The 13,728-nt window shown below is 69.4% G+C and carries 8 protein-coding genes and 2 pseudogenes; 4 read left to right on the forward strand and 6 right to left on the reverse strand.

The window, feature by feature from the left end:
* Positions 1 to 199: 199 nt before the first annotated feature.
* From QC029_RS02870 to QC029_RS02890, 5 genes and pseudogenes are all read right to left on the reverse strand, one after another.
* Positions 200 to 1,060: a hypothetical protein gene (locus QC029_RS02870; RefSeq protein WP_279553709.1), complete on the reverse strand. Its 861-nt coding sequence runs from the start codon at positions 1,058 to 1,060 to the stop codon at positions 200 to 202.
* Positions 1,053 to 2,789 (reverse strand): AAA family ATPase, encoded by a 1,737-nt coding sequence (locus QC029_RS02875; RefSeq protein ID WP_279553710.1) that lies wholly within the window; start codon positions 2,787 to 2,789, stop codon positions 1,053 to 1,055. The genes QC029_RS02870 and QC029_RS02875 overlap by 8 nt, the downstream gene beginning before the upstream one ends.
* A gap of 875 nt (positions 2,790 to 3,664) precedes the next feature.
* The gene (locus QC029_RS02880; RefSeq protein WP_279553711.1) at positions 3,665 to 3,901 is read right to left on the reverse strand and encodes a hypothetical protein; all 237 of its coding nucleotides are present in this window, start codon (positions 3,899 to 3,901) and stop codon (positions 3,665 to 3,667) included.
* A 368-nt stretch (positions 3,902 to 4,269) separates the two neighbouring features.
* Positions 4,270 to 4,791 (reverse strand): annotated as a pseudogene (locus QC029_RS02885) (hypothetical protein).
* A complete protein-coding gene (locus QC029_RS02890) occupies positions 4,788 to 5,078 on the reverse strand; it encodes a DUF6191 domain-containing protein (protein ID WP_279553712.1) in 291 nt (96 codons plus the stop codon). Before QC029_RS02890 ends, QC029_RS02885 begins: the two are co-directional and overlap by 4 nt.
* Before the next feature lie 581 nt (positions 5,079 to 5,659).
* Between QC029_RS02890 and QC029_RS02895 the strand changes: the two are divergent.
* From QC029_RS02895 to QC029_RS02910, 4 genes and pseudogenes are all read left to right on the forward strand, one after another.
* Positions 5,660 to 6,169 (forward strand): annotated as a pseudogene (locus QC029_RS02895) (SigE family RNA polymerase sigma factor); the annotation flags it as partial.
* A gap of 295 nt (positions 6,170 to 6,464) precedes the next feature.
* Positions 6,465 to 8,117, forward strand: coding sequence for a long-chain fatty acid--CoA ligase (locus tag QC029_RS02900; RefSeq protein WP_279553714.1), 1,653 nt, complete (start codon positions 6,465 to 6,467; stop codon positions 8,115 to 8,117).
* Positions 8,118 to 8,337: 220 nt separating this feature from the next.
* The gene (locus tag QC029_RS02905; protein ID WP_279553715.1) at positions 8,338 to 8,883 is read left to right on the forward strand and encodes a VOC family protein; all 546 of its coding nucleotides are present in this window, start codon (positions 8,338 to 8,340) and stop codon (positions 8,881 to 8,883) included.
* The gene (locus tag QC029_RS02910; protein WP_279553716.1) at positions 8,867 to 9,670 is read left to right on the forward strand and encodes a MerR family transcriptional regulator; all 804 of its coding nucleotides are present in this window, start codon (positions 8,867 to 8,869) and stop codon (positions 9,668 to 9,670) included. The genes QC029_RS02905 and QC029_RS02910 overlap by 17 nt, the downstream gene beginning before the upstream one ends.
* A gap of 180 nt (positions 9,671 to 9,850) precedes the next feature.
* On the opposite strand, the gene QC029_RS02915 is transcribed toward QC029_RS02910, so the two are convergent.
* Positions 9,851 to 13,630: a PAS domain-containing protein gene (locus tag QC029_RS02915; RefSeq protein ID WP_279553717.1), complete on the reverse strand. Its 3,780-nt coding sequence runs from the start codon at positions 13,628 to 13,630 to the stop codon at positions 9,851 to 9,853.
* Positions 13,631 to 13,728: the final 98 nt, after the last annotated feature.

A 13,728-nucleotide genomic window follows, 5' to 3' on the forward strand; every position in this document is an offset into this window, starting at 1 on the left:
TCCCCACCGAGCCTGCGCTCCTGTCTCCACCCCGCTCCAGCTCGGCCGACACCTGTGCCGCACGTACAGCAACAAGTCGCCTTACGAGAAAGAAGAGGTACGCCGTGACTGGGGCGGTCGGCTCCATGACTTTACGGGACCATATGATTGCTCGCGCCACAAAGCAGCGCCACCCCAGAGCCGTACCACCGCAATCAGTTTATCTTCTTGCATTCCCGTGCGCCCATCTCTGCCGAATCAATGGCTGCAGAGCTAGGTAGGACCGGTAGGCGTCTCTCGGAGACGTCCCATCCACTCTGGAACGGAAAAGATCGAAACCTCTTCGCATCAGATCTTTGTCGGCACTCCATGCCCCAACAAGAAACTTGCTTTGAATCCATTTTTCAATTGTCGCCTTATAGAGCATCAGATTGAACTCGCGTACAGCGCTAGTGCATATGAGTGCAATTTTTTGCAAGTGGGCGAAATCTAGGACGATCTGCGTCGCCTCTTCCTTGCTTTTCAAGCCTAATGCTTTAGCATTTCCTCGACTTAGAACGCCGTGTGAGTGCACACTCGCATGGCGAATATGACACACGACATCGAAATTACTAAGAGCAATCCCGAGAGAGCTATTAGGTTGCCATGAAAAACCTAGAAGGGCCCCACTTCTCTTCTTAATCTCAGACTCGCTAGCAAAACTAACACCTTCAAACAGTCCCATTCCCAGCTTACTGGGTCCGTAGTAGTCAAATGCCCCTAGGGCAATCAGTTGGTCAGCGGCCTTATCTCTAACGAGAGGGCAAGTATTTATTAGACCTAAAAAGATAGATCTGAAGTAGGCTTCTGTCCCTGTGACAATTCCCAGCGCCAGCAGTCTGCCAAGGGTGTCGTTCTTTGCGAGGTCATCAGGGAGTCCAAGGCGAAGAACATCGCCCAGACTTCCGTAGAATGCGTCGATGGGGCTGTCGCCGATCTCAGATTTCACGCAGCACGCCGAGAACTCTGTGTCTGTGCTCTCGGGCGGCAGATTGACCCTCTCCCAGGCCGCCGAGGATTTCACGTTGCGCTTTTTAGACACTTACGAACTCCTGCGCGTAGCTCTTGATTCGCTTTGCCCAAACCGGGCCAATGTATGGAACTCCACGAATCTGCGCATTCTCCTCGTCAAGTAGAATATCGTTAACGGTTCGAATCTCGGTGTACTTGAGCAGCCCGTCACGCTTTTTCTTCGGTAGGGGAAGGTTGTCGATCGGAGCCTTGAGTAGCTCTTCATAGATTGACGCTGTTCTTAGTTGACGACCGCATTTCATGCAAAACTGTGCATCTTCAGAATAGCGCGGCGCCCCACAATTTTGACATGGAAGTAGGTCCAAGGTGCACCTATCTTCGTAATCTACACCTAGGACATTACTTGGCTGCAGTCGCGAAAAGGCATGAGCGTCGCGCGTAACTAGTGCGGAAATGATATCCGAAACAGCAAAAGCCCTGCCAAGGCTGAGTGCATTCCCTTCGATTAGAATCGCATAATGGAGCATGTAGCGATGGAACACGCCTTTCACGCCTCGCGATACCGTATGGGCATCTCGGAAAATGCCTGCATATTCCAGCATGGCGACCATCCTGGTTAGCTTTGCATCCATCGGCTCACGAAAGGCGACAACTGTCGCCTTAGAACGGTCACGTCTGGCTGAGTTGAAGCTCTGCAACTGACGAACGGAACCCGCTTCCAACTCCTGTCCGAAATCTACGAAGTGCTTATACCGGGGAAGCTTGCCGGCGAGGGTGCTGAAAATTTGACGGACAGAGGCAGCGTGATCGGAGATTGCAGTCTCCGCCATTTTTCGTGTAGGGTTATGGGTTTCATCCTCTTCAACTCCTAGTAGCTGCGAAAGCATGACTAGGAAGCCGCGCGGCAATCCGAAGGAGGCCAGGGCGAGGTAGTCAATTAGTTCCTCACGCCCCTTAAGTCTTTTCAAGTGAGAGGCTGGAATGCGCCTGTTTACGATTTCGCGCATAACTTCGAGATAGCCGTCTTCGTCCGGACGAAGCCAGGACTCGACAAGCTCGGCCTCATGTCCAACGTGAAAATTCGGCGAGTAGCTCGTGATGCCTGGATATACAGCGGCCTTCGCCGAAACTGTCCGCGAACGAAGCTCTCGGAAGATCTCGAAGAATTCCCGTTGCTGGTCTGGCGAAAAAGCATGTGCCGCATCATCCAGGAGTAGGACACATCTCTTCATTCCACTATCTTGCGTCCATGATTCCAGGGCATGCAGTAGTTCGGTAGGCGTGGTGTAGACGTCCGGGATAGAGCTTGCAGTCCCCGCCTCTAGGGTCTTGATATATGCCTGAGCGTCACTTGTCAGTTCTGCTAGTGTATGGGGGATTTCGCGATTACCCTCCTCTAGGGTTTCCTTAACGCCAACGGCAATCTTGAGTAGAACCCATTGGCGAAACAACTGCAGAGCGTTCGCCGCCTTATGAAACAGAGGTTCCAATGCAAGGGACTTGCTGTAATTAACGTAGACGCCGAGATGTGCCGCTTCCTCTTGCAACTCAAAATAAGCGCGGCGCAGCAGGGTGGATTTACCGCACCCTCGTGGACCAATGAGCAGTTTCGCGCCTGGACCTTTGAGTTTCGCAAGGATGGCTCTATCTGCTTTGGTCGACGCTGTCCATGCCGCTAGTTCACCTTTAGACAGGTACTCGGCGCGCTCTTCGAAGACGTTAGCCGTTAGCGACTCGGTGGAGTTATTTGTCATTCCTTGCCCACTGGTAGGTTTCGATTTTGCTGCTTCATGGCTCATTATATATCTGCGCTTGGGGCTCCAAGGGGGTACTATGACTGCTCTAAGTTTCACTCAGGGATACGTGCAATATCTCGTACCCTGGGGACAGGATGCAATAACTCTGACGAGCAAATGCAAGGTGACAGGTGCAGCAGTTCTGGCAGCAACGCCAGCGCATGGGAACGCCCGATCGATGGCCCGGCGACCGTAGTCCGCCAAGCACTGGCATCGCCTGAGTAGCAGGGCCTATGCCGGGCAGCGGCGCCGCTGCATGACATGACTCTCTGCGGGTCGTTGATCCTGAGCAGTCCACGGGGTTATTAGCGCACAGACCCACCCCTCGGCGCAGCTAAGTTGGGTGAATCAAGCAGTCATGGCTGGAGCAGTCGTGCGCCCTCGTTCGTCTACGCACCACCCCACAAGCACACCAGACAGAGCAAGGAGCAACTGGAGACCACTGTGAAAGCAACCAGCCCGATGGGGCTGTACCAGAGCCGTTCACACAGGTCAGTGCTCGCTCCGGCCCCGAGTGCTCGCAGGTTCCCAAGCCGAGAAATTAAGACAAAGTGGACCTAAAGGGACGTCTCTTGCGGTCCGACTGGCGCGGCTTGCTCTGGTCGACAATCTGGCAGCGTGGCCGAGGCTGGCGGGGTCCAGCGAGGCACACGCGTGCGTAGTCGGTCGGCGCGCCTGCCGTCGTGGCCGACTGTCGTCGGCTGAGGTTCACATGGGCCGCACTGTAAGTTTCCGCCTTCGGTCGACCCGCCCACGCGATGATCAACGCTGGGCCGTCCCCCGAGTATCGCGAAGTGGCGGCCCTCAGACCGCGCACGACAGCGCTTCCGCACCAGACCTCGGTGCGGGGGCGCTACGTGATCGACTTTGAGTTTCTCCTACAACCCGTCAGCGTTCAATGCAGCCAGGTGTTCCCGCAGGAACCGGTGCGTCTGCTCGTCGGTGGCGACGTATTCGTGGTCGAAGCGGCTGTCTGCCCATGACGTCTTGCCGCTGGAGCGGATGTGCAACTCCCCTGCCGTGATCCGGTACCGTCGGTACTCGGTGATGTTCTTTCCTGAGTAGCTGGTGTTCACCTCGAAGTCCTCGTTCTGGTGCAGCAGTTGCTGGCGCACTTCCCTCGTCAAGTGCATGGTCCCCCACGATTCATAACGGGTAGGAGGATCATCCCATGTCTAAGTCGCAAGCTGTCCTTTCTCGGCGGAAGGCAGTGCGAACCACTGGCGCTTCCGCGGCTAAGGCGGCCGAGCCGCTCTCGCTCCGCACTTGTCCGCACCCCTGGCAGTACGCGGGTGGCGCCCTGCCATCACCTCCGCGGGCGTTGATGAGGCCATTGCAGTCATGCGGCATATCGAGGCTATGGCGGTGCGCGGCCATGTTGAGGGCGGTCTCCAATGGAGTTCAGAAGCCCCAGGGGCAGGCATAGACCGAACTTGTAAGGCGGTGGTCAGCCGACTGTGGTGCTGTATCCGCTACATCTTGATCAGGTTGCCGTGCCCGATCGGGTGCCCGGCCGGGTGTCCGTCTGCGCGGCCGTACGCGGGGCCAGCACCGCGGGGATCACCGTGCGGGACGAGGCCATGACGTCGGCCACGGAGCGTCGGCGCCCGGGGCCGAGGCGGCGCAGTGCCGGGTCGTGACCGGTGGCGACGACGAGGCAGGCGGCGAGGAGTAGGAGCCGCCACAGGCCCGGGGCCGAGGCGGCGCAGGGGGTCGGGAAGTCGGGCGAGGGAGGCGTGCAGCCGCTCGCAGTGGAGCGGTACGTGGCGCTGCTCGTCGGCCAGGATGCGGCCCGCCGCGTCCGAGGTGAGCGGATCGCCGTCGCCGTCCTCGCCCGCCTGGACGCGCTGGACACCGCTCCGCACCGCCGGGTGGAGGTGGCGCCCCGCTCCCAGCCGGGATCCCCCTGGGCGCGCCTGCGCTCGCGCTCGTCCTCGAACCGCCCCGCCCACCCGGCGAATCCACTCGTACCCGCGCGGCCTCCCTCCCCCGGGGCGGAGGTCAGGGCAGGTCGCGCGGACGGATGACCGCGGTGCCGCGCCTCAGGTCGACCGTCGAGTGCGGAGGGGCGCCGTCGCCCTCCTCCTCGCGCATCAGCGCCACCGTCCGGCGCTGCTTCAGTTCGTGCTCCTTGCCGGGCAGGAGGCTCGCGTGGAGCATCTCGAAGCCCGTCGCCGAGACCCTGCCGCCGCGCCCCCTGCCGAGCCGGGGCAGCAGCACCCGGTCGACGAAGGCCACGGCGGTCAGCAGGATGACCAGTCCCGGCAGCGTCATGAACACCACGAACTCCACGGCATCCCCTCCCCGCTCGTCCGCCAGTCTTCCCCACTTCCGCGAACCGGTCGACGCCCCCGGCGGTCTCGCCGGGCGGGCCGGCCGCGGTGCCGCCGCTGCTGCGGAAGAGTGACAGGGGGTTCTGCGGTTGCATGGGAGGTTTATCGACACGTCGTCATTCTTGCGAGTGGATGCGGTGTTGTGGGTGGTTCGCCAGGTTTCCGGCGGGCAGTCTGAGTGCGCGACGTCGCTGCGAGATCAGGAACACGCTCCGGAAGGACAGAACATGGCACGTACCCGCATCACCCGGTTCGGGGCCGTGGTGGTGCACGCGCTTCACGGGCTCCGTTGAGCCGACGGGCGCCGGCCGGGCGGGGAACCGGGCCGGTGCCCCGGGAGAAGGGATGGGTCAGCGCGGCCGCACTCGGTGCGGCCGCGCTGCCGTGTGCGCGCGGACGTACGCGGGGGACCCCGAGGCGGTACGGGGGTCCCTCCCCCTCCGGGGGGTGGAGGCGGCGCCGCGCCTCCGACCTGAGGGGGACCCGGCATCGGGACCTGGGGCCGATCCCAGCGGGGGCGCGGGCTCCTAGCGTTGAGCCATGACCACGCATGGGACGGCCGCGACCGTGGCGCCGTTGACGTTCACCTCGTACGTACGGGCCCGCGGGCCGGTGCTGCTGCGCACGGCGCGCTCGCTCACCTCCAACCCGAGCGACGCCGAGGACCTGCTCCAGACCGCGCTGACCAAGACGTACCTGGCGTGGGAGCGAATAGAGGACCAGCGCGCGCTCGACGGCTACGTGCGCCGCGCGCTGGTGAACACGCGCACCTCGCAGTGGCGCAAGCGCCGGGTGGACGAGTACTCGTGCGAGGAGCTGCCCGAGCCGGAACCGGTGCCCGGCCCCGACCCCGCCGAGCAGCAGGCCGTGCGCGACGCGGTGTGGCGGGCGGTGCTGGCGCTCCCGGACCGGCAGCGGGCCATGGTGGTGCTGCGGTACTACGAGGACCTGAGCGAGGCGCAGACCGCCGCGGTGCTCGGGGTCTCGGTCGGCACGGTCAAGAGCGCGGTGTCGCGGGCGCTGGCCAAGCTCCGGGAGGACGCGCAGCTCCTGGCGGACGTGCCGGGCGGGGCGGGGAAGGGCGTGAGAGGCGCGAAGGTGGCGAAGGGCGCGAGGGGGAGTGGCGGGAGAGGCGCGGGAGACGTCAGGGAGCTGAGGGACGCGGGGGGCTTCGAGAAGGAGACGGCGGTCGCCGCGTAGGGGGCACGGCGGCGCGACGGGGTGGAAAGACGGCGACGTATCGGGCTCCGGGCTAGTGACATACCGACCGGTCGGTGGCAGGCTTCCGGGCAACGACCGCGTTACCGCCGCGTAGCGCCCGTATATCTCTTTTCGGGAGGCCCCGGTGCTGAGCACGATGCAGGACGTACCGCTGACCGTCTCGCGCATTCTGCGACACGGAAGCACGGTGCACGGAAAGTCGCGGATCACGACCTGGACCGGGGAAGGCGAGCCGCACCGCAGGACGTTCGCCGAGATCGGCGACCGCGCCGCCCAGCTCGCCCACGCCCTGCGCGACGAGCTCGGCGTGGCCCGCGACGACCGCGTGGCGACCCTGATGTGGAACAACGCCGAGCACGTCGAGGCGTACTTCGCCATCCCGGCCATGGGTTCGGTCCTGCACACCCTCAACCTCAGACTGCCCGCCGAGCAGCTCGCCTGGATCGTCAACCACGCGGCCGACCGCGTCATCCTGGTCAACGGCTCGCTGCTGCCGCTGCTGGCGCCGCTGCTGCCGAAGCTGGAGCCGGTCGAGCACGTGGTGGTCGTCGGCCCCGGCGACACCTCCCTGCTGGAGGGCTGCCGCCCGGCCGTCCACGAGTACGAGGCGCTGATCGAGGGCCGGCCGACCAGGTACGACTGGCCCGAGCTGGACGAGCGCACGGCCGCCGCCATGTGCTACACCTCCGGCACCACCGGCGACCCCAAGGGCGTCGTCTACTCCCACCGCTCCGTCTACCTGCACTCGATGCAGGTCAACATGGGCGAGTCGATGGGCCTGACGGACGCCGACACCACCCTGCCCGTGGTGCCGATGTTCCACGTCAACGCCTGGGGCCTGCCGCACGCCGTCTTCATGACCGGCGTCAACCTGCTGATGCCCGACCGCTTCCTCCAGCCCGCCCCGCTCGCCGCGATGATCGAGGCCGAGAAGCCGACGCACTCGGCCGCCGTGCCCACCATCTGGCAGGGGCTGCTGGCGGAGCTGGCCGCCAACCCGCGCGACATCTCCTCCCTGAAGAACGTCACCATCGGCGGCTCGGCCTGCCCGCCCTCCCTGATGCGGGAGTTCGGCGAGAAGTACGGCGTGACGGTCACCCACGCCTGGGGCATGACCGAGACCTCCCCGCTGGGCACCGTCGCCCACCCGCCGGCCGGGCTCAGCGACGAGGAGGCGTGGCCGTACCGCATCAGCCAGGGCCGCTTCCCGGCCTCCGTCGAGGCCCGGCTGATCGGCCCGGACGGCAGCGAGATGCCGTGGGACGGCGAGTCCGCCGGTGAGCTGGAGGTGCGCGGCCCCTGGATCGCCGGGGCGTACTACGGAGGCGCGGACGCCGAACCCACGCGCCCCGACGACAAGTTCAGCCCCGACGGCTGGCTGCGCACCGGCGACGTCGGTGTGATCACCCCCGACGGCTACCTGACGCTGACCGACCGGGCCAAGGACGTCATCAAGTCCGGCGGCGAGTGGATCTCGTCCGTGGAGCTGGAGAACCACCTCATGGGCCACCCGGCCGTCGCCGAGGCCGCCGTCGTGGCCGTGCCCGACGAGCGGTGGGGCGAGCGCCCGCTGGCCACGGTCGTCCTCAAGGAGGGCGCCGGGGAGGTCACGTACGAGGAGCTGCGCGAGTTCCTCTCGGACAAGGTCGCCCGCTGGCAGCTCCCCGAGCGGTGGGCGGTGATCCCGGCCGTGCCGAAGACGAGCGTCGGCAAGTTCGACAAGAAGGTGATCCGGGCCCAGTACGCGCAGGGGGCGCTGGACGTCACCAAGCTCTGACCGCGAGCGCGACGACGGGCGCGGACGGCACCACGGACGGCACCACGGACGGCACCGCGTACGGCGGTGCCGTCCGGCTCCGGGAGCCTTTGCCCGGCCCGGCTGCACCCGGCCGTGCCCGGCTGCACCCGGCCGTGGCGTCGGCCGCACCGCCGGGACGGAGCGGGATGCACGGATTCGACTTGACCCTCACGCCGCGTGAGGCCGGAAGGTGGGGCGCATGAGCGACCACTACAACGCCTTCGAGATGAGTCCCGTGCCCCCTCCCGGCCCGGACGCCGTCGCGCCGGAGCCGTTCCGCGGCATCTACGGAATGCCCGCGTTCGTGACGATCCCCACCGACGACCTGGCGGCGTCGGCGGACTTCTGGGTTCGCGGGCTCGGGTTCTTCGAGCTGTTCGAGATCCCCGGCAGGCTCGTGCACCTGCGCCGCTGGGCGTTCCAGGACGTGCTCCTCGTACCGGCGCAGAGCGTTCCGGAGCAGCCGCCGGCGATCGGTGTCGGCTTCGCGTGCGTGCTCGGCCAGGTCGACTCCCTGGTCGAGGCCTGCCGCGCGTTGCGCCCGGACTCGGTCGACGGTCCGCGGGACACCCCCTGGAACACCCGCGATGTGACGGTGACCACCCCCGAGAACGCGCGGATCGTTCTCACCGCGGCGAAGCCCCTCGATCCGGCCGGCCAGGAGGCGCGGAACCTCGAGGCCGTCGGGATCACCCCACCGGACTCCGTCCGCGGCGACGAGGAGGAGCATGCCCGTCGCCGCTGACGCCGACGGCCTGACCGTCGGTCAGGTCTCGGCGCGTCTGGGCGTGACAGTCCGTGCGCTGCACCACTGGGACGAGATCGGCCTGGCGCGGCCGTCGCTGCGCACGGCCGCCGGGTACCGGCTCTACACCGCCGGTGACCTGGAACGCCTGCACCGCATCGTCGTCTACCGGGAGCTCGGCCTCGGCCTGGAGGGGATCCGGTCCGTCCTGGACGACTCGGCCGCGGACGTGCCCGGCGCGCTGCGCGCGCAGCGCGCCCGGGTCGCCGAACGGATCGACCGCCTCCGGCGGCTCGGCGCCGGACTGGACCGGATGATCGACGCCCACGACCGCGGCCTGCTGCTGACGGCCGAGCAGCAGGCCGCGGTCTTCGGCCCCCGGTGGGACCCGGAGTGGCCCGCCCGGGCCCGTGAGCGCTACGGGGACACGGAGCAGTGGCGGCAGTACGCCGAACGCTCGGCCTCCCGGGGCCCGGAGGAATGGCAGGCCGTCGCCGACGCCGTCGCCGGCCTGGACCGCGCCCTCGGGGACGCGATGGACGCCGGCGTCGCGCCCGGCAGCCCGGAAGCGAACCGGCTCGTCGAGCGGCACCGCGAGGTCTTCGCCTCGTACTTCCCCCTCACCAGGCGGATGCAGGTCTGCCTCGGCCGCATGTACGAGGCCGACCCGGCGTTCGCCGCCCACTACGACGGCATCCGCGCGGGCCTTGCCGCATGGTTCCGCCGCATCGTCGACGCCAGCGCGCGAGCTCACGGCATCGACCCCGACACCGCGACCTGGCGGTAGGGCACGGGCCCGCGAGTCCGTACCCGCGGGGGCGTCCCGCCGCGTGAAGCGGCGGCCCGGACACCGCGACGGCGAACGCCGCCACTCGGCCCCGGAGACCGCCCGCCGATCAGCCGGCCGCGACCGACCTCGCGACCGACCTCATGACCGACCTCGTGACCGGGCACACCCGGCCGGCGCCTAGTTGGCGCCTATCTTCGCCAGCAGGTCCACGATGCGCGACTGCACCTCCGCGCTCGTGGACCTCTCCGCCAGGAAGAGGACCGTCTCGCCGGACGCCAGGCCGGGCAGTTCGGCCGGGTCGATGCCGGCCGAGGTGTAGACGACGAACGGCGTGCGGTTGAGCATGCCGTTCACCCGCAGCCAGTCGATGATCCCGGCGCGGCGGCGGCGCACCTGCATCAGGTCCATCACCACCAGGTTCGGCCGGATCTGCGCCGCGACCTGCACCGCCTCCGCGTCCGAGGGCGCGTGCGCGGTCTGCATGCCGCGCCGCTCCAGCGTCGCGGCCATGGCGTCCGCTATGGCGGCGTGCTCCTCCACCAGCAGCACCCGCGGCGGGTGCTGCTCGCTGTCGCGCGGCGCCAGGGCCTTGAGGAGGACGGCCGGGTCCGCGCCGTACGCGGCCTCCCGCGTCGCCAGCCCCAGCCCGGCCGTCACCAGGACCGGCACCTCGGCGGCGACGGCCGCCTGACGCAGCGACTGCAGGGCGGTACGGGTGATGGGGCCGGTCAGCGGGTCCACGAAGAGGGCCGCCGGGTACGCCGCGATCTGCGCGTCCACCTCCTCGCGGGAGTGGACGATGACGGGGCGGTAGCCGCGGTCGGTCAGCGCCTGCTGGGTGGAGACGTCCGGCTCGGGCCACACCAGCAGCCGCCGGGGGTTGTCCAGGGGCTCGGGGGGCAGCTCGTCGTCGGCGGGCAGCGGCGCCCGGCCGCTGCCGCCGGTGACCTCGACGGCGCCGCCCGGGCCGTCCAGGTGCTCCGGCCCCTCGGCCCCCGCCTCGGGCGCGCCGATCGCGAACTCCCGCCCGCCGTGGGAGTGGTGGGCCGGGGGCTGCTGGGGCCGGCCCTGCGGCGGCGCGGCGGCGGCCGCGGCGGCGGCCGCCTCGGCGGCGCGCTCCTTCTCCACCGGCGGGGCCGCGAGCTTGCGCCGGCGGCCCGGTCCGGCACTGGTCTGCGCGGGCGTGTGCGTCGGAATCGGCGTGTGCGTCGGCGTGTGGGTCGGCGTATGCGTCGGTGTGTGCGCCTGGGCACCGGGCGGTACGGGCGCCTGCGGCGCGGATGCCCGCGGTACGGGCGGGGCCTGCGGCGCGGGCGGCTGGATCGCGTGCTGGCCGGTGTGCTGCTCGCCCGCCTGACGGGCGAAGGGCACGCCCTGCCCCAGGGTGCGCACACTGACGCCGGACGTCTGCTCCGGCTGTGCCGCGGCGCCGCCCGGCATCGGCAGCGCGCGCTGCCGGGGAGCCGTCGGCGGAACCGCGCCGCCGAGGATGGGACTGGCCGCGACCACGGTGAGGTCGGCGGCCTGGTGGGGCTGCTCCGCGCCGTTGGCGCCACCCTGCCCGGCGTGCCCACTGTGCCCACCGTGCCCGGCGGGCTGGTCGTGCTCGGCGGGCGCGGGCCGCTCGGGTCCGGGCGCGGGCCGGGGGGCCTGCGGCTCGGCGGGTACGGGAGCCGGCTGCGCGGCGGGCGCGGCGGCCGGCTGCGGCGCCTCCTCGGCCGGCGGTACGCGGCGGCGCCGCCCGGTCGGCCGGTCGTCCTGGGCGGCCGGGAGCGGGACCGATCCGGTGCCCGAGCCCGAGGCCGAGCCCGAACCTGCGGCCTCGGGCACCGGGGGCTGGGGACGGGACTGCTCGGCCGCGGGCTGCCGCCCCTGCTGCGGCGGGGCCGGAGGCTGGACCGGAGCCGGAGCCGGAGCCGGAGCCGGAGCCGGAGCCGGAGTCGGGCCGGGCGGCAGCGCGAACGCCGTACGCTGCTCCGCCGGAGCGGCGGGAGCCGGGGCCTCGGGCCCGGCGGCCCGGCGGGCGCGGCGGCCGGTGCCCTGCTGGGGGAGCTGGGGAAGCGCGGGCGCGCCCCCGCCGTTCGCGGGCGACCGCGGCAGCGCGTGCTCGCCGCTGTCCTCCCCGTCCTCCGCGCGTTCGCCGCCCTGCGCCAGCACGCGTCGCGCCCGGCGCCGTCCGCTGCCGGCCGGGACCGGTGCGGCACCGCTGTCGCCGTCCGGCGCGGCGGGCACGGACGGGTGCGCGGGAGTCTCCGCCTGGGCCTGGGGACCCGGAGGCAGGGCGATCGCCCCGCCCGCAGCGGCCCGTGCCTCGCCCGCCGCGTGCGCGGCGGGCGTGCCCCGGGCCGGCTGCGACGGTACGGGCATCACCGTCGTCTCGCCGCCGCCCCGGGTGGCCTGCGAGTCCTGCGAGTCCTGAGAGCCCCGGGTGCCCCGCGCCTCCTGCGCCTCCTGCTTCCGCCGCGCCGCCTTCGCCGGATCCGGGGACCCCACCGGCACCTCCAGGACGTAGGCGCTGTCGCCGCCCGCCCCGGGCACCCGGTGGGTCTGGAGCACACCGCCGTGCCGCCGCACGATCCCGCGCACCAGCGGTTCGTGCACCGGGCTGCCGCCGCCGTACGGCCCGCGCACCTCGATGCGCACCACGTCCCCGCGCTGCGCCGCCGCGACGACGATCGTCGAGTCGCCGGAAGCGGGGCCCTGTGCGTTGCCGGTCGCGTCCACGCCGGCCACGTCCGCCACCAGGTGGGCCAGCGCCTGCGCCAGCCGCACCGGGTCGACCTCCACCTCGATCGGCGGGGCGTGCACCGCGAACTGCGCGCGCCCGGGCCCGATCAGCTCGATCGCGCCCTCGACGCCGGCCGAGACCACCTCGTCCAGCGGCACCGTCTCGCGCGCGAGCCTCTCGGCGCCCGCGTCCAGTCGCTGGTAGCCGAGCACGTTGTCCACGAGGGTGGTCATCCGCGCGTAGCCCGCGGCGAGGTAGTGCAGGGTCTGGTTCGCCTCCGGCCACAGCTGCCCGGCCGGGTCGGCCGCCAGCCCGCCCAGCTCGCCGCGGAGCTGCTCCAGCGGCCCGCGCAGCCCGCTCTCCAGTACGGCCAGGAGCTGCTCGTGGCGCGCGGCGAGGGCGTCGTAGGCGGTGCGGTCGGTGAAGGCGAGCACCGCGCCGACGAGCTGGTCGCCGTCGCGCACGGGCGCGGTCGTCATGTCGACCGGCACCGCGCGCCCGTCCTTGGTCCACAGCACCTGCCCGCGCACCCGGTGCTTGCGCCCCGAGCGCAGGCTGTCGGCGAGCGGCGTCTCCTCCCACGGCAGCGGGCTGCCGTCGGGCCGCGAGTGGTGGACGAGCGGGTGCAGCTTCTGCCCGCCCAGCTCGCCGGCCCGGTGGCCGAGGATCTGCGCGGCGGCCGGGTTGACCAGGACGACCCGGCCCTCGGTGTCCACGCCCACCACGCCCTCGGCGGCGGCGCGCAGGATCATCTCGGTCTGGCGCTGCTGCCGGGCCAGCTCCGCCTCGGTGTCGACGGTGCCGGTGAGGTCGCGGACGACGAGCATGAGCAGTTCGTTGCCGGTGTAGCTGTGGCCGTGGTCGGCGAAGGCGGCCTCGAAGGAGGACTCGTAGGGCGTGCGCCCGTCCTCCAGGTTGGCGCTGGTGACCTCGACCATGAACTGGGTGCCGTCGGTGCGCCGCGCCACCATCCGCGTCGGCTTGGTGCGGGGCTGGGGGACGTCGTCGGGACGGCGCATCGAGCCCGGGATGAGCTTGGAGTCGAAGTCCGGGAGCAGGTCGAGCAGTCCGCGCCCGACCAGGGCCGTGCCCGGCGACTCGAAGACCTCCAGGGCGATGCTGTTGGCGTTCACGACGGTGCCGTTGCAGTTCACCAGCAGCAACGCGTCCGGCAGGGCGTCGAGTATGGCTGCGAGGCGAGCAGCGCCTCGGGATGGCCTGCTGCTCACGACGACGCATCCTCCCTGCTGACCAGCTGGTGCTCCGTGGCGGCACCGGAACCGCGGTCGGTCTGCCGTCCCCCGTGCGTGCCACTAGAGGGGAGTCT

The organism is Streptomyces sp. DH37 (assembly GCF_029813835.1).
In the GTDB taxonomy this organism is placed as follows: Bacteria; Actinomycetota; Actinomycetes; order Streptomycetales; family Streptomycetaceae; genus Streptomyces.

Excerpts from the sequence above, each read along its gene's own strand:
- QC029_RS02910 (WP_279553716.1), top strand. The coding sequence starts at position 8,867 with ATGCCCGTCGCCGCTGACGCCGACGGCCTGACCGTCGGTCAGGTCTCG.
- QC029_RS02905 (WP_279553715.1), top strand. The coding sequence starts at position 8,338 with ATGAGCGACCACTACAACGCCTTCGAGATGAGTCCCGTGCCCCCTCCC.
- QC029_RS02875 (WP_279553710.1), bottom strand. The coding sequence starts at position 2,789 with ATGAGCCATGAAGCAGCAAAATCGAAACCTACCAGTGGGCAAGGAATG.